At 55.9% G+C, this 14005-nt stretch carries 16 protein-coding genes; 9 read left to right on the top strand and 7 right to left on the bottom strand.

All coding sequences use genetic code 11. The annotated features are described in order from the left end of the window. Positions 1–4: 4 nt before the first annotated feature. The 8 genes from AC0L7R_RS17620 to AC0L7R_RS17585 are packed head-to-tail and all read left to right on the top strand — an operon-like array spanning position 5 to position 6749. Positions 5–985, top strand: a complete 981-nt coding sequence (locus AC0L7R_RS17620; protein ID WP_473658158.1) for a hypothetical protein — start codon at positions 5–7, stop codon at positions 983–985. Continuing rightward, a complete protein-coding gene (locus AC0L7R_RS17615) occupies positions 982–1911 on the top strand; it encodes an AEC family transporter (RefSeq protein WP_473658157.1) in 930 nt (309 codons plus the stop codon). The genes AC0L7R_RS17620 and AC0L7R_RS17615 overlap by 4 nt, the downstream gene beginning before the upstream one ends. Before the next feature lie 38 nt (positions 1912–1949). Continuing rightward, positions 1950–2777, top strand: a complete 828-nt coding sequence (gene fghA / locus AC0L7R_RS17610) for an S-formylglutathione hydrolase (RefSeq protein ID WP_473658156.1) — start codon at positions 1950–1952, stop codon at positions 2775–2777. Continuing rightward, positions 2774–3220 carry a YaiI/YqxD family protein gene (locus AC0L7R_RS17605; protein ID WP_473658155.1) on the top strand — a complete coding sequence of 149 codons (447 nt, stop codon included), beginning with the start codon at positions 2774–2776 and terminating at the stop codon, positions 3218–3220. Before fghA ends, AC0L7R_RS17605 begins: the two co-directional genes overlap by 4 nt. Then, a complete protein-coding gene (locus AC0L7R_RS17600) occupies positions 3217–4170 on the top strand; it encodes an EamA family transporter (protein ID WP_473658154.1) in 954 nt (317 codons plus the stop codon). Before AC0L7R_RS17605 ends, AC0L7R_RS17600 begins: the two co-directional genes overlap by 4 nt. A 54-nt stretch (positions 4171–4224) precedes the next feature. Continuing rightward, positions 4225–4848, top strand: coding sequence for an HAD-IA family hydrolase (locus AC0L7R_RS17595; RefSeq protein WP_473658153.1), 624 nt, complete (start codon positions 4225–4227; stop codon positions 4846–4848). Next, on the top strand, positions 4845–5762 hold the full coding sequence (locus AC0L7R_RS17590; RefSeq protein ID WP_473658152.1) for an ornithine cyclodeaminase family protein: 918 nt from the start codon (positions 4845–4847) through the stop codon (positions 5760–5762). The genes AC0L7R_RS17595 and AC0L7R_RS17590 overlap by 4 nt, the downstream gene beginning before the upstream one ends. A gap of 27 nt (positions 5763–5789) precedes the next feature. Next, positions 5790–6749, top strand: a complete 960-nt coding sequence (locus tag AC0L7R_RS17585; RefSeq protein ID WP_473658151.1) for an alpha/beta fold hydrolase — start codon at positions 5790–5792, stop codon at positions 6747–6749. A 2-nt stretch (positions 6750–6751) separates the two neighbouring features. On the opposite strand, the gene AC0L7R_RS17580 is transcribed toward AC0L7R_RS17585, so the two are convergent. From AC0L7R_RS17580 to AC0L7R_RS17570, 3 genes are all read right to left on the bottom strand, one after another. Continuing rightward, on the bottom strand, positions 6752–7894 hold the full coding sequence (locus AC0L7R_RS17580; RefSeq protein WP_473658150.1) for a diguanylate cyclase: 1143 nt from the start codon (positions 7892–7894) through the stop codon (positions 6752–6754). Positions 7895–8008: 114 nt separating this feature from the next. Next, positions 8009–9253, bottom strand: a complete 1245-nt coding sequence (locus tag AC0L7R_RS17575) for an MFS transporter (RefSeq protein ID WP_473658149.1) — start codon at positions 9251–9253, stop codon at positions 8009–8011. A 31-nt stretch (positions 9254–9284) separates the two neighbouring features. Continuing rightward, on the bottom strand, positions 9285–9767 hold the full coding sequence (locus tag AC0L7R_RS17570) for a GNAT family N-acetyltransferase (RefSeq protein ID WP_473658148.1): 483 nt from the start codon (positions 9765–9767) through the stop codon (positions 9285–9287). Positions 9768–9908: 141 nt separating this feature from the next. Between AC0L7R_RS17570 and zapE the strand changes: the two genes are divergently transcribed. Further along, positions 9909–10964, top strand: coding sequence for a cell division protein ZapE (zapE, locus tag AC0L7R_RS17565; RefSeq protein ID WP_473660452.1), 1056 nt, complete (start codon positions 9909–9911; stop codon positions 10962–10964). Here zapE and AC0L7R_RS17560 read toward each other — a convergent pair whose 3' ends face one another. From AC0L7R_RS17560 to AC0L7R_RS17545, 4 genes are all read right to left on the bottom strand, one after another. Continuing rightward, positions 10965–11690 carry a LysM peptidoglycan-binding domain-containing protein gene (locus AC0L7R_RS17560; RefSeq protein WP_473658147.1) on the bottom strand — a complete coding sequence of 242 codons (726 nt, stop codon included), beginning with the start codon at positions 11688–11690 and terminating at the stop codon, positions 10965–10967. 91 nt (positions 11691–11781) lie between these two features. Beyond that, positions 11782–12333, bottom strand: a complete 552-nt coding sequence (locus AC0L7R_RS17555; protein WP_473658146.1) for a hypothetical protein — start codon at positions 12331–12333, stop codon at positions 11782–11784. Positions 12334–12362: 29 nt separating this feature from the next. After that, positions 12363–13271: a LysM peptidoglycan-binding domain-containing protein gene (locus AC0L7R_RS17550; RefSeq protein WP_473658145.1), complete on the bottom strand. Its 909-nt coding sequence runs from the start codon at positions 13269–13271 to the stop codon at positions 12363–12365. Beyond that, the gene (locus AC0L7R_RS17545; RefSeq protein ID WP_473658143.1) at positions 13268–13888 is read right to left on the bottom strand and encodes a rhodanese-like domain-containing protein; all 621 of its coding nucleotides are present in this window, start codon (positions 13886–13888) and stop codon (positions 13268–13270) included. The genes AC0L7R_RS17550 and AC0L7R_RS17545 overlap by 4 nt, the downstream gene beginning before the upstream one ends. Positions 13889–14005: the final 117 nt, after the last annotated feature.

Raw genomic sequence — 14005 nt, 5'->3', positions numbered from 1 at the left:
GAACATGGCGAAACGCCCTCAAATGACCACGGCGGCATTCACGCCGAGCCGTGCGGAAGTTATCGCGCTGATTCTTTCGGTGGGATGGATGCTGACCGTGAGCATCTTTTTCTTGGTTGTGCCAAGCGAACCTGCGGAAACGGGCTTTGACAGCCTGCGGTTTGTGCTGACGTTGATCGCACTGTTCTTGCCTGTGGCGATGATCTGGGTAGCGGCTGTGGCTGCGCGGTCTGCAAAAATTATGCGGGACGAAGCGCGGATGTTGCACAGCGCCATCGATGATCTGCGCGAAAACGTCATGACCGAAAAGCAGGGCAATCCGTTGACGTCAAAGGCGTCGGTCGAACGCAAACTGAACCAGATCGCACAAGCGACGAAAAAGCCCGATGTGCCATTGGCCACTTTCACCAGTTCGCGTGAAAGCGGCAGCAAATTGGAAATCACGTCTGCAAAAACGATCCAGCCGGAACAGCCTGCATTGGGGCTAGAGGTCCAGCCAGAGGATAACACCCCGCCGCTGCCGCGGGTTGATCTGATCCGCGCGTTGAACTTTCCTGATACCGAAGGCGACGCCATTGGCTTTGCCGCCCTGCGCAAGGCGCTGAAGGATCGGTCGGCGCGGCAACTCGTGCAAGCCAGCCAAGACGTGCTGACGCTGTTGTCACAAGACGGCATTTATATGGATGATCTGGCCCCTGATCGGTCACGTCCCGAACTGTGGCGGCGGTTTGCCCAAGGCGAGCGGGGTCGTGCCATCGGTGCGCTGGGCGGTGTGCGGGATCGCACGTCGCTTGCGTTGACCACGGCACGGATGCGCGAAGATCCGATTTTCCGTGACGCCTGCCACCATTTCCTGCGCCATTTCGACAAGATGCTCGTGTCGTTCGAGGTTGTGGCGACGGACGCCGAATTGGTCGAAATGTCCGACACCCGCACCGCCCGTGCATTTATGTTGCTGGGTCGGGTAACGGGGGCGTTCGATTGATCGCCGTCTTCTTACAGACTTTGCCGTTCTTCGGGCTTATCGCCCTAGGTTACGCTGCTGTAAGGACAGGCTTTTTCAGCTCAGATGCAATCGGTCACCTGACCAAATTCGTGTTCTATTTCGCGCTGCCCGCGATGCTTTTGCTATTCGCTGGATCTCTTGATCTCGCTGATGTGCTCGACTGGAACTTCGTCGCCGCCTACTTCGTCGGGTCGTTTGCGATATACGCATTGGCGACGCTGGTGTCGGTCATCCGCGGCCTGAAAATTGCAGAAGCGGCGATTGAGGCGCAGTGCGCGATTATCGGCAATGTCGGCTTTTTGGGCATCCCGATGCTGGCTTTGCTTTTGGGCGAAGGCGCAATCGGCCCGATCATGATGATCTTGGCCGTTGATCTGGTGTTCTTTGGATCATTGGTCGTGATCCTGATCACAGGGTCGCGTGACGGGCGGTTACGTTTGGGCACGCTGAAAACCGTGGCGGTCGGTGTCGCGAAGAACCCGATGGTCGTATCAATCGCGCTGGGACTTGTGATGTCGCGCCTTGAAATACGTCTGCCAGAACCCGCGATCAGTTTTCTGACGCTTCTCGGGGCCGCAGCAACACCGGGTGCGTTGTTTGCCATCGGCGGGTCGCTGGCTGGTAAATCCGCCGAACGTATGAGCGTCGCGGGCTGGCTGACATTTTGCAAACTCGTCCTGCATCCAGTCGCCGTTGGCATCGCAGCTTTGTTCGTGTTCCATGTTGATCCAATTGCGGCGGGCATGATGATCGCAACAGCAGCGCTGCCCGTTGCTGGCAACGTCTATATCATCTCGCAGCACTACGCAGTTGCCCCCGCGCGGGTGTCCGCCGCGATCCTTGTCTCAACGGTGCTTAGCATTCTTACGATCCCGTTCGTCATCGGATGGGTGACAAGTCTTTAACGCTCAGATAGCCCTTAGCAAAACGAAAGGGTTGCGCGATGAAAACGATCTCTGAGAACAAGTGTTTTGGCGGGACGCAAGGCGTCTATTCCCACGAATCGACGGCAACGGGTACGAACATGACCTTTGGTCTGTTTTTGCCTGCAGAGGCTTCGGACGGTCCAGTGCCAGTTCTGTGGTATTTGTCCGGTCTGACCTGCACCCACGCCAATGCGATGGAAAAAGCAGGTGCGCAGTCTTGGGCGGCGGAACACGGTATTGCGCTGATCTTCCCTGACACATCGCCACGCGGTGAAGGCGTGCCAGATGATGAAGCCTACGATCTGGGCCAAGGTGCCGGTTTCTACATCGACGCGACGCAGGCCCCTTGGGACAAACATTTCAAAATGTGGACTTACATCGCAGATGAACTGCCTGCGCTGGTTGGCGAAAATTTCCCGCTGGATATGGGGTCGCAGGCGATCACGGGCCATTCCATGGGCGGGCACGGTGCCCTGACGCTTGCCATGGCTCTACCGGGTCGGTTCCGGTCTGTGTCTGCGTTCGCCCCGATCTGCAACCCCACAAACAGCGATTGGGGTCGCAAACAATTCGGCGCCTATTGGGGTGAAGAATCCAACTGGGGTCCGCACGACGCGACCCTGTTGATGCAAAGCGAAGGGTTCGATGGACCTGTTCTGATCGACACAGGCACCGACGACCAATTCGGCGATTTGCTGGGAACGGCAGCTTTGGCTGGCGCGATGGCTGAGAAACGCCAAGAGGGCCATTTGCGGATGCAAAAGGGCTACGACCATTCCTATTATTTCGTGTCCACCTTTATGGAAGATCACATCATCTTCCACGCAGAGGCATTATATAAATGATCTATGTCGATGCGGACGCATGTCCGGTCAAAGCCGAAGTCGAACGTGTCGGCTCGCGTCACAAACTGAAGATGTTTGTGGTGTCGAACGGCGGCATTCGGCCTTCGGCGAATCCTTTTGTCGAGAATGTCGTTGTGCCTGATGGGCCAGACGTCGCCGATATGTGGATCGCGGATCGTGCGACCAAAGGGGATGTGGTCATCACTGGCGATATTCCTTTGGCGGCAAAATGCGTAGAAAACGGTGCGCTTGTTCTCAAACATAACGGTGAACCGCTAACGACTGCGAACATCGGCAACGTGCTTGCGACCCGCGACCTGATGGCAGACATGCGCGCCGCTGATCCATTCCGGCAAGGCGGCGGTAAACGGTTTTCAAAAGCGGATCGGGCGCGTTTTTTAGACGCGCTTGAACGCATGGTACGGGCAGCGGCCAAATTATGATGCGGCTGTCATCGGGGCAGCTTGGGTCTGTTTGCGCATTCTTCGCGGTTTTCTTTTTCGTGACCAACGACACGACGATCAAATTCCTGTCGGGCGACTACGCGCTGCATCAGGTTGTGCTGATCCGGTCGCTGTTGGCTCTGGTTTTGACAATGTGCGTCATTGCGCCATTCAACGGCGGTTTTGCGATTTTCAAAACAAAGCGCTTGCCGCAGCATTTTCTGCGCGGCGGCTTTACGGTCATGGCCAATATGACGTTCTTTCTGGGATTGGCCGCGATGCCCTTGGCGGACGCGACCGCGATCTTCTTCATTAGTCCGATCTTGATCACGTTGTTTTCAATCATCTTTTTGGGCGAAAGCGTCGGCCCATGGCGCTGGGCGGCGATCCTGATCGGGTTCGTGGGCGTCCTGATCATGATCAAACCCGGCACAGGGTCGTTCCAATACGCGTCGTTCTACCCTTTGGTTGCGGCCCTTTGTTACGCAAGCCTCAACACGATGACACGGCAGATGGGGTCCACCGAAAGTGCGGCGACCCTTTCGGTCTACATCCAAGTGACGTTCATCATCGTCACGCTTTTGATCGGCTTGGCGATTGGTGACGGGCGATACGGGGATCAAACCGATCCGGCGCTGAAATTCTTGCTGCGGGAATGGACGTGGCCCAACCTGTCCGATCTCAAATATTTCCTGATCGTCGGGATTGGCGTCGCCGGTGGTGGTTTCCTAATCAGTCAGGCGTATCGCGTCGCAGAGGCGGCATTCGTGGCACCATTCGAATACGTGGCCATGCCGCTCGCGGTTTTATACGGCATCTTCATCTTCGATGAATGGCCCGAACCTATGGCCTATCTCGGGATGACGTTCATCGTTGGGGCAGGGATCATCACGATCTGGCGCGAGGCGGTCAATCGCAAGGCCGCGCAACGTCCGCGGACACGTCGTTAAGCTAGACGAACGCGGCGATCTGGCTAATGTGTGGTTAACCCAAAGGAATGCCAAATGCCTACAATTAACGCCGTCATCTTCGACATTGGAAACGTCCTAATCGAATGGCAACCAGAGCGGTTCTTTGACAGCGTGATCGGCGCCGAACGGCGCCGGGCGATGTTCGCCGCGATTGATCTGCACGGCATCAACGACAAGGTGGATCGCGGCGAAAATTTCCGCGATACCATCGTGGCCGCAGCCCAAGCCAACCCCGCTTGGCACGACGAAGTCATGATGTGGCACGACCGCTGGATCGAAATGGCGGCCCCTCCGATTGATCGGTCTGTGCGGGTCTTACGGGCATTGCGCGCCGCTGATGTTCCTGTGTTCGCGCTGTCGAATTTTGGCATCCAGACATTTGACATCGCAAAGCCGGTCTATCCGTTCCTGAAGGAATTCGACCGCAGCTATATTTCGGGCCACATGGGCGTAATCAAACCCGACGCGGAAATTTATCAACAGGTCGAAGACGACTGCGGGCTTGATCCAAAGACGCTTTTGTTCACGGATGACCGGATCGATAATATTACAGCGGCACGGGCACGCGGCTGGCAGACACATGTGTTCACTGGCGCAGATGGCTGGGCGGACCGACTGGTGTCTGACGGATTATTGACGGCCGAGGCTGCGCAATGACGCAAATGATTCCCTTCGCAGAAGCGGATGCGATCCTGAACTGGATCGATCTGACGGACGCATTGGCGGCAGGCCATGATTTGCCGCCTGCGAAGGTCGAAGATGTGTTCCTTTACCAAGGTGACAACACGCTGTTGAACCGCTCTGCCTGGATCAAGGGTCTCGGTCTCGCGGTCAAATGCGCCACGATCTTTCCGGGCAATCGCGCGGTAGACAAGCCAATGGTGAACGGCGGTGTCACGCTCTATTCTGATGAAGATGGATCCCTGTCCGCGATCCTTGATTTTCATCTCGTGACCAAATGGAAAACGGCAGGGGACAGCCTACTTGCGGCGCGTCGCTTGGCACGACCCGATAGCCGGAACATCCTGATCGTCGGTGCTGGTACCGTTGGTGGTTCCCTGAAACAGGCGTATAGCGCTGCGTTTCCAGACGCGACATTCACCATATGGAACCGGAGCAAGGCAGGGGCGGAAGACTTCGCCGCTGACTATCCGGACGTCGCCATTGCCGATGATCTGGAATCGGCAGTACGCGACGCGGACATCGTCACCTCGGCCACCATGTCGACTGATCCATTGATCAAAGGCGATTGGCTTCAGCCCGGCCAACACATCGACCTGATTGGCGCGTATCGACCCGATATGCGCGAAGTCGACGATGCGGCCCTGCAAAAATCGCGCATCTTTGTTGATAACAAAGGCACCACGATGGACCACATCGGCGAATTGAAAATCCCGCTGGCAGGTGGGGTTGTTCAGCCAAGCGATATTAACGCCGACTACTACGACATCGATGCCTTTGAGCGTCATAGTGATGACGAAATTACGCTGTTTAAGAACGGCGGCGGTGCGCATCTTGATTTGATGACAAGCAGTTATATTCAAGCGGTTTGGGCGCAACGGCATAATTAAACGGTATATCCGGCGAAACATCTTTTGATGATCGCTGGTTTGGAATTGGAAGGCGGACAGATGGTCTGGTTTATTGTTGGCTTGGTTTTGCTCGCGGTCGTCGCAGCACCGAAGGTTCTGGAATCGCGCCGTACACCCATGACGGCAAAAAGGCGTCAAAAAGCACCGGGTGCCTTTGCCGAACTGTCCCAAGGCATCACCCATTACCAATGGATCGGGCCGGTCCGGGGCCCCGTCGCCGTCCTGATCCACGGCCTATCGACCCCTTCAACGGTTTGGGCGGACGTCGCACAGGTATTGGCCGATACCGGTTATCGCGTGCTTGTTTACGATCTGTACGGCCGTGGTTTTTCCGACGCGCCGAAGGGCAAGCAAGACGCAGCTTTCTTTTTGCAGCAGCTCAATGATGTGTTGGAACATGAAGGACTAGCCGAAGACCTGACACTCGTAGGGTATTCGATGGGTGGCACGATTGCGACGGCATTTGCAGCGCAACAGCCGCATCGCATGAAGCGGTTGATCTTACTGGCGACATGCGGCGTTGAAACACGCGAAAGCGATTTTTCCGCGTTCTGTCGCACGAAACCTATCATCGGTGATTGGCTGCACGGGCTATTCGCAGGCGCGCGGATGCGTCGCGCGCTTTTGGCTGATCCCGCGGGGCAAGCTGCACCGGCGGTGTTGGCATCGCAGCTTTCCGAACTCAAACGGCAAGGGTTTTTGCCTGCCGTTCTTTCAAGCCGCCGCAATATTCTAGAAGTGACGCAAGAAAAAGAACACCGCGCGATCAGTCGCGACGGTATTCCGGTGATTGCAATCTGGGGTGAACAGGATGCTATTATCCCCTTGTCCGCGGTTGGAACGTTTGCCCAATGGAACCGTACTGCCCACCAAGAAGTCGTGCCAGGCGCAGGTCATGCCGTGCCGTATAGCCACGGCGAAGAGCTTTCGGTGTTCTTGCGAACGATGCTCCGCGAACAGCGCTGACGTTACGCGATCCGTTCTTGGGGTTTGCTCACGAGGGCCTGTGCGACGTTCGCAGTATTTTCCCACGCAAAGGCGACGCAGTTGCGACCCAGTTTTTTCGCCTGATACAGCGCCTCGTCAGCGCGGGCGACAAATGTCAGGAAATCCGGTCGATCGGATAACCATTCTGCGCCGATACTGATGGTGACGGACATCGCCCCGCCGTTGTCTACAATTGCTGTTTGCGCAATGATTTGGCGGCACCGTTCCGCGATGCGGCAGGTTTCTTCTTCGGTCACAGATGGCAGGATTATCAGGAATTCATCGCCGCCCAAGCGTGAAAAGACGTCTGAAGGCCGTAGTATTTTCCCGATACGCGTCGAGATTTCAGCAAGAACCTTGTCCCCCAAAACATGCCCGAATGTATCGTTCACTGCTTTAAAATTATCGACATCAAAACACAGCATCGCGGTGCCGTGGTCGCTTTCGATTGGTGGGGGCATTGCATCGTAGGCGGCGACAGCACTACGGCGATTGTGAAGTCGGGTCAGCGGATCCGTTGTCGCGGCGTTAAACAGGGCGATATTCTCTGCGGCGAGCCCTTCTTCTCTGCTCATCAATGACCCGATTAGCACCGCGCCAACCAGATTGAATGCCAGCAATACTGGAATAATCTCATAAATCAGTTTCCACATCATTTCGCTCGGCAACACGGCCACAGCGATCAGGTGACTTGATATCACAAGGCCAAGCACGACATAGCTCAGCGCTGATTTCGACATTCTGTTGCGAACTTTATACGCCCATATCGGGCCCGCAATCGCGGCGATTGCGATGCCTAGCATGCCAGAGGCTGCACCGGTGCCCCCAAGATAAAAACGAGTGGCAAGCCCCATGACACCGGCAATAATTGCTCCGGGAATTCCGAAGAAGGCACCGGACAGACCGACAAGAAGGCTACGCATATCTATGATGATGCCATCCGCGAAAACGATCGGGGTAAACATGGCAAGCACAGCGCCAATCCCGAAGGTGAATCCCATCGTTGTCTGATGGACCCAAGTCTTAGAGGTCAGTCGAACAATGAAGCCGTAGATATAAATCACGGCAATCGCGAGCAGCATGGGGTCGATAAGGATAACGGCAGTCTTGAGCAATGAAGTCATGGGGGCCTCGGCTTATGATGCCGCGACGCTACCGTTGGACGGTGTGCAGAACCTTAAGAGAACGCAGAAAGTTCCCTGGGGTCTGACGAAATTTCTACATAATTCTCTACAATTTTAGCTAGCTGCGACCAGCGTCGATCGGTTTTCTTTGATCGGAAGGTGGACGATTGCACTAAACGCTCCGACGGCCACACCGACCCACCAGACATAGGTATAGGTCCCGTAGGCGTCATAAAGTGCCCCGCCAAGCCAGACTCCCATGAACGATCCCAGCTGGTGCGAAAAGAAAACGATCCCGTACAGTGTGCCCATATACCGCAGACCATATAGATGCGCGACAAGCCCAGACGTCAACGGCACGGTCGCCAGCCACAGCGACCCCATGCCAACCGAAAACAAGATGACTGTCGTGGGTGTCATGGGCGTCATGATAAAGGCTGCCGCAATGATAGTCCGCCCCAGATAGATGCCAGCCAGCAGATACTTTTTCGAATACCGCTTCCCTAGGTAGCCCGCGAAAAGTGTGCCGCCGATGTTGGCCAAACCGATCAGTGATATCGCAACCGCGCCCAACGCGCTGGTGGTTGTGATGCCCATACTGGCAAGCGCGCCACCGGGCGCAATAGGTCCACACATCTCAGTCACGAATGCCGGAAAGTGGGCGGTGACAAAGGCCAGCTGGTAGCCGCAGGAAAAGAAGCCCAGAAAGATGAACGTATAGGACGGGTCCTTGAACGCACGGATCAGGATTGCGCCCATGCTTTCTTCCAGTTCCGCTTTGGTTGCGACCTTTTCAGATCGCATCATCGGCAAAACCAGCAAAACAGCCAAAATCAAACCCGCGAAGGTTACGAAGGTCATCTGCCATGTCATGAAGGTCAAAAAGTATTCGGCAAGCGGCGCGCCAAAAACCTGTCCCGCAGAACCAGCCGCCGTCGCAATGGCCAAGGCCATGGACCTATTGTCATCTGACGCGGCCCGTCCAACCACGGCAAGAATGACACCAAACCCAGTGCCCGCGATCCCGAATCCCACCAGCACTTCGTACATTTGGTGCGCAATCGGGGTCGTGGCGCCTGACGACAGCAACAGTCCGGCAGCATAAAACAATGCGCCAAGTATGATTGCTTTGCGGTCCCCAATCTTTTCAGCAATGGCCCCGAAGATGGGCTGACCGATGCCCCAAGCAAGGTTCTGAATCGCAATGGCAAGTGAAAAGTCGGTGCGCAGCCAGCCGAATTCAGTCGCGATCGGGATTTGGAACACACCAAATGATGCACGGATTGCAAAGCCGGTCATGATGATGACGCAGCCCGCAATCAGGACTGGATTGATAAGGGCGGATTTCGATTGGGTCATGGCAGCACTTGATTGGCGCAAGTGCCGCGTGTCAACGCCGCAATTGTATCGGTACAGACCAGCCATAGATGTGGTCCGTGTAACCGTCAGCGTCTGTTTCGTTCTTCAAATGGATGCCGCCAGCGTTGATGTAGAAATCAATTGCACGCGCATTTCCTTTCAACACGGTGGCGGTGAACGCGGCCCCTTCGGTGACATGGGCCAAAAGCGCGATACCCGCGCCTGTGCCATGATATGGCCGCAGGACGTAAAGCGATTGTAGGGCGAAAGGGTACCTATCACGCAGGTCTTGGTCCTGTTGTGGTCTGCGCAATGCAAAACCGACGCCGGGAATGATGCTTGTGGCGTTATCTGGATTCGCCAGAACCTGTGTCCAAAGATTGGTCCTATTGATCAGGTCACGGGACGCAATTTTTGACGCGGGTAAAAGATCGGGATAGGTTTCCTGCCAGCTTTGCACGTGCATTTGCGCGATATCCAAGACGTCGTCAGGAGTTGCTTGGCGTGGTGTCATCTGATCGCGTCCGATGTGTTGTTCGGTTGGAACGCTAGTCGAATTTTCGCGAAAATGCGATGCCTCCGGCGGGGATTTAGAAAACGTCAAAGAAACGAAGGGTAGTTTTCAATTCTCGACTGACGGGCTATGCCGAAGACGATGACAATGCACGAGATATATCAAGCCAAAGTTGCTGCAGGCGAGCTGACGTCGGATGCCGCACAGGTTTCGGTGATGGACCAGTTGGAACGGGTGCGCGCGGCGATGGCGGCCCCTGCACCCAAGCGCGGGTTCTTTCGCAAAGCCCCTGATCCAGAACCGGGTCTTTATATGTGGGGCGGTGTCGGGCGCGGGAAATCCATGTTGATGGATCTGCTATACGATGCGGTCGACGCCCCTAAGCAACGCAGCCATTTTCACGCCTTCATGCAATGGGTGCACGCCCAGATGACGGAAGCCCGTAAATCGGGTGTCGACGATGCTATCGCGCCCGTTGCCGCTGATTTGGCAGGGCGTGTCCGGTTTCTGGCGTTTGACGAGATGCAAATCACCGACATCACCGATGCGATGATCGTGGGGCGTCTGTTCGAGGCGTTGTTTGCTGCGGGCGTCACGATTGTAACAACGTCGAACCGCCCACCTGATGATCTGTATAAAGACGGTTTGAACCGACAACTGTTCACACCATTCATCGCGCTGATCAAAGACCGTTTGGTCGTGCATGAACTTGTCAGCGAAACGGACTACCGTCAGGGACGTCTGGCGGGAACGCCGACCTATTTCACGCCGTTAACATCCGAAGCGCGCGCGCAAATTGATCAGGTTTGGGATGACCTGACACAAGGCGATGCCGCCCCGTTGGTGCTGCACGTCAAAAAACGCGAAGTCACATTGCCCGGTTTCCATAATGGTGCCGCGCGGGCGTCGTTCTATGATCTTTGTGGTAAGCCACTTGGCGCTGCCGATTACTTGGCTTTGGTGGATGCCGTCCGCGTGCTTATTCTGGAAGATATCCCGCAACTGGGACGGTCTAATTTCAACGAAGCCAAACGTTTTGTGACCCTAATAGACACGCTTTACGAAGGGCGCGTGCGGTTGATTTGTTCTGCCGCGGCCCCCCCCGAGATGCTGTATCTTGAAGGTGAAGGGACGTTTGAATTTGAACGGACAGCCAGCCGTTTGCGCGAAATGCAGGCGGCAGACTGGGCGGTTTGATCAGAAGGCGGGAACGCTGATCGTTGTGCCTGCGATCATCTGTTCAGGACGGGCCAAGGCCATCGGGTTCGCTTGAATAAGACGGCTTGTTTGGGTCACATCGCCGTAGAATTTCACAGCAATTGCCGCCAGACTGTCTGCTCCGGTGATCACGTAGTCATAACCATCTACCGAAATAATTGCTGCCGGATCATTGGACAGGTCAGGTACGACGGGTTCCGTGCCTTCGGTCACCAGGACCGCCGTTGTCACAACTGCCCGCAAAAATGTCGCCAGATCAATCTCCCCGTCGGTTGTGACCAATCCAACGGGGATTGCCAGATCTCCTGCGCGCGCGCGGGCCGTGACCGTCTGTGTGATTTCCGTATCCGGCACCCCGGCTTTCAAAGATTCGCCGATCAGCGTTGCAAACCTCTTGTCCGGCACCGAGGCTTGGACATCGGGCACTTCAAGACCAAGGACGGCAAGCGTGTCGCTGACCGCCGTACCTACGGGAATCGACGCCGTAGGGTAGCCAAGATCGCGCGCCACGATTGCGTTGATGATCTGGGCTGCGGTTTCTTCGGTCGCTGCGATGTCGTCTTCGCTTGCGGGTGCTTCGATGATCGGATCAGGCGCGGTTACCGCCGCATCGCGCTGCGGTAAGATGCCTCCGTGTTGCGCATTGATAATATACGCGCACAACGCGACAGCGAATATAAACAAACCAATGACAAAGCGGATCATGTTGCGGCCTTCGTGGGCGTGATGGGTGGGCTTGCATGGCGAATACACCAGAACGGTTTAAAAGACATGCCCTTCTCGCGATGTCGTATCGTCAAGGCCGGATGCGTGATTTGCTGAGCGCCGCAACGGACCGGCAGTCAGGCGTGACCGGATCGTAGGTTGCAAAGAACGTGGTTTCGGGGTCAATGCTGCTTGGTTCGATGTATTGACCGTTGATGCAGACGTCTTGCGCGAAATTGCCCGCGTTAAACCCAAACCCTGGATTGCCGCAATCATCGACATTGCCGTTCGCGTTCCATTCTTGGGACACTTGGCGGTTCAGGTCGATCGCGGTCGGGAAGGTGAATGTCGCCGGATCGAAGTAAAGCGACCATGATGTATCCGGCGTCTTTTCGATCAGGTTCCACGACCCCACGCGGGTCCCATTGAAATAGCCGGTGATCTTGAACGCGGTGATGTCCGTTTCGCGCACCAACGTTTTGCGCATGGCACTGTCGGGCAATTCCATTCTGCCCGTCATGGTGTAACCGTTGCCGCCGGTCCAGCACATGTTCAACGTGGCCGCGGTTGCGGTCTGTGCAAACGCAAACATGCAGGCCACAAGGACCTGCATGCTGCGGACTGCTCGACGGGTTGGTCCCATCTGTCGTCTATCTCTTTTGCGTCTGGACCTTACGCATTTGGAATGCGCAGGCGTTGACCGATCTGCACTTTGTCAGGTGACGAAAGCTGATCGCGGTTTGCTTCAAAAATACGACCGTATTCACCGGTCGCGCCGTAAAATTGCAGCGCGATATAGGCAAGGCTGTCGCCGCTTTCGACGGTGTAGAACCGTTCGCCGCCAACCGTTTCGGTTTCGGCGGTAGAGGCTGCGAATGCGCGCAATTGCAGTTCGCGGGCCGCTTCAACTTCGTCAGCGTTCCCATTTTCCAGCGACCGTTGTACCAGATCAAACAAAAGCGTTTGCGGATCGACATCACCATCGCTGGTGCTGATCGCATCAGGCACTTCGATTTCGCCACTGGCGGCAGCAGCGGCCAAAATACCTTCCAACGACTCTGCTGTCGTCGCTGCGTTGCGGGGCTGCAGGGCAATGCGCGTTCCGGTGCCGTCTGCGTTTTCGGTCGTCACGTCGTACAAACCAGCGACAACGCCTTCGGTCAGCATTCGCAACTGGTTGCGGTTGGCGATTGCGATGGCTTCGGCGATTTTATCTTCTTTACTGCGAACGTCTTCTGCCGTCGGGGCAGATGCTGCAAGCGCTGCGGTCGCGGTGGGGATTGATGGCGCTACAGCAGCAGCTGCGGAAACTGCGACGATGTCTGATTCAGGCGCTGGTGTTGCGGCAACCGGTGTAGGAGCTGGAATTGCCAACAAATCAGCGGTCTGCGCACGGCTGACTTGGATATCGGACAGTTGCGCTACGATAGATGACAGGGCTTCGGCCTGCGCACGCTGTTGGTTCTGGGTCATGTAAAGCGTGCCCATCACACCAACGGCGAACGTCACGGCCCCAACGGTGATCGCCCATGGCAATACGTTAGAACGTGGCTTTGGGCCTACTGGTCCGACTTGTCTCATGATGTTGTCCCCTCGGTCGTCAAACCGAGCGATGACCAAACCTGCATCCCGCCTCGGTAATATTTGATTTTGTCAGCAGGATATCCTGCATCGATAAGTGCGTTGACCAAACGGTGGGCATCCATTGTCGTCGGGCCCGCATCAAACACAACAAGGGTCATTGCATCGGAAAAATTAAAAGCACCCAACATGCTACGTGCGCCAAGTGCCTTCAAAATTTCGGGCAAAAGCGGATTGTCGGGCGTCACAAGTGTATGTGGAATACTGGCCGAGGCAGGCAAAAAGCCAATTGCGCGGTCAGATGGCAGGCGGCTGTCGATCAGCAGACCCTGCCCATTGGCCAATTCGTTGGCCATGAAATCAATCACACGGTTTTCGGTGATCGTTTCAACGTCATCAGCGGCGGTATCTGGCGCAATACACAGACCGTCACAGCCGCCGTGCAGATCGTAAAAACGGGCGGCGGAAATCGCATCCGCACGGGGTGCTTGTGCAATGATCTTGTCTTGGCCCTGATACGTAAAAGTGGCGTCAGTGGCCCCTGCGGTGGTTTGCGCAGTCGCCTCAGAGGCGAAAATTGCCCCAGCCAACGCGACAGCCATAACTGTTCGCGACATAATGCCGATCCCCCAATATGAAGCACCATATCTTGAACAGATGGCTGGCAGGCCCGGTGCTTTTCGTAATTACGACTAGATATAGACGCAGAGTGATTCGGTCGTCAAAGAGAAAAC

It is taken from the genome of Yoonia sp. D2-7, from assembly GCF_055809435.1.
This window is presented reverse-complemented; position numbering and strand designations above follow the sequence as displayed.

What these genes read in the sequence shown, in the direction of transcription:
- AC0L7R_RS17620 (WP_473658158.1), top strand. Translation starts at nt 5, where the DNA reads ATGGCGAAACGCCCTCAAATGACCACGGCGGCATTCACGCCGAGCCGT.
- AC0L7R_RS17560 (WP_473658147.1), bottom strand. Translation starts at nt 11,690, where the DNA reads ATGATCCGCTTTGTCATTGGTTTGTTTATATTCGCTGTCGCGTTGTGC.
- AC0L7R_RS17605 (WP_473658155.1), top strand. Translation starts at nt 2,774, where the DNA reads ATGATCTATGTCGATGCGGACGCATGTCCGGTCAAAGCCGAAGTCGAA.
- zapE (WP_473660452.1), top strand. Translation starts at nt 9,909, where the DNA reads ATGACAATGCACGAGATATATCAAGCCAAAGTTGCTGCAGGCGAGCTG.
- AC0L7R_RS17595 (WP_473658153.1), top strand. Translation starts at nt 4,225, where the DNA reads ATGCCTACAATTAACGCCGTCATCTTCGACATTGGAAACGTCCTAATC.
- AC0L7R_RS17580 (WP_473658150.1), bottom strand. Translation starts at nt 7,894, where the DNA reads ATGACTTCATTGCTCAAGACTGCCGTTATCCTTATCGACCCCATGCTG.
- AC0L7R_RS17550 (WP_473658145.1), bottom strand. Translation starts at nt 13,271, where the DNA reads ATGAGACAAGTCGGACCAGTAGGCCCAAAGCCACGTTCTAACGTATTG.
- AC0L7R_RS17585 (WP_473658151.1), top strand. Translation starts at nt 5,790, where the DNA reads ATGATCGCTGGTTTGGAATTGGAAGGCGGACAGATGGTCTGGTTTATT.
- fghA (WP_473658156.1), top strand. Translation starts at nt 1,950, where the DNA reads ATGAAAACGATCTCTGAGAACAAGTGTTTTGGCGGGACGCAAGGCGTC.
- AC0L7R_RS17575 (WP_473658149.1), bottom strand. Translation starts at nt 9,253, where the DNA reads ATGACCCAATCGAAATCCGCCCTTATCAATCCAGTCCTGATTGCGGGC.
- AC0L7R_RS17570 (WP_473658148.1), bottom strand. Translation starts at nt 9,767, where the DNA reads ATGACACCACGCCAAGCAACTCCTGACGACGTCTTGGATATCGCGCAA.
- AC0L7R_RS17600 (WP_473658154.1), top strand. Translation starts at nt 3,217, where the DNA reads ATGATGCGGCTGTCATCGGGGCAGCTTGGGTCTGTTTGCGCATTCTTC.
- AC0L7R_RS17590 (WP_473658152.1), top strand. Translation starts at nt 4,845, where the DNA reads ATGACGCAAATGATTCCCTTCGCAGAAGCGGATGCGATCCTGAACTGG.
- AC0L7R_RS17545 (WP_473658143.1), bottom strand. Translation starts at nt 13,888, where the DNA reads ATGTCGCGAACAGTTATGGCTGTCGCGTTGGCTGGGGCAATTTTCGCC.
- AC0L7R_RS17555 (WP_473658146.1), bottom strand. Translation starts at nt 12,333, where the DNA reads ATGGGACCAACCCGTCGAGCAGTCCGCAGCATGCAGGTCCTTGTGGCC.